The 603-nt window shown below is 36.5% G+C and carries 1 protein-coding gene and 1 pseudogene; both read right to left on the bottom strand.

The features are described 5' to 3' along the window. The coding region (locus ABCO64_RS10590; RefSeq protein WP_343089447.1) for a nucleotide exchange factor GrpE at nucleotides 1–393 on the bottom strand (393 nt) is incomplete at its 3' end. Nucleotides 394–405: 12 nt separating this feature from the next. Further along, nucleotides 406–603: pseudogene (locus tag ABCO64_RS10595) on the bottom strand (HrcA family transcriptional regulator); the annotation flags it as partial.

Here is a 603-nt window from a genome sequence, read left to right on the forward strand (position 1 = left end):
GAGTAAATCTCTTTGAATCATTTCAAAGCCTTTAAGGTTTGATGATTCTTTTTCTTTTTGTAATGCGAGATCAAAATTATCTAAAATCGGCAGTAAACTTTTCGCAAACTCAGCGTTTGCGAACTTACGTTCTTTAATACGCTCATCATTCATACGACGTTTAAAGTTTTGAAGTTCTGCCTGATTGCGCAGCATTTTTTCTTTCATCGCCTCAACTTCAAGTTTTAAGGCTTCAATTTCTTCATCTTTTTGTTTCTTAGTTTGTTTTTTGCTTTTTTTCTCTGGTTCTTTTTTAGCGTCCGCTTTTTCTTCTAAAATTTCAGCTTCGCCTTCTTCTTTCACTTCTTCATTCACTGTTTCTTCTTCAGGGTTTACTTGTTTTTTATCTTCCACAGGGGACCTCCTTTAAAGCTTTGATAAATGTGATGCTAAGTATTGAAGGAGTGGAATCACTTTACGGTAATCCATCCTTGTAGGACCGACTACAGCAATCGTTCCTTTATCGCCATGGTCCACTTCATAAGGCACCATCACGACACTACAATCTTTCATGGCACTGATTTGATTTTCTTTCCCAATTCTAACGCTTAACCCATTTGAATC

It is taken from the genome of Methanocalculus natronophilus, from assembly GCF_038751955.1.
In the GTDB taxonomy this organism is placed as follows: Archaea; Halobacteriota; Methanomicrobia; order Methanomicrobiales; family Methanocorpusculaceae; genus Methanocalculus; species Methanocalculus natronophilus.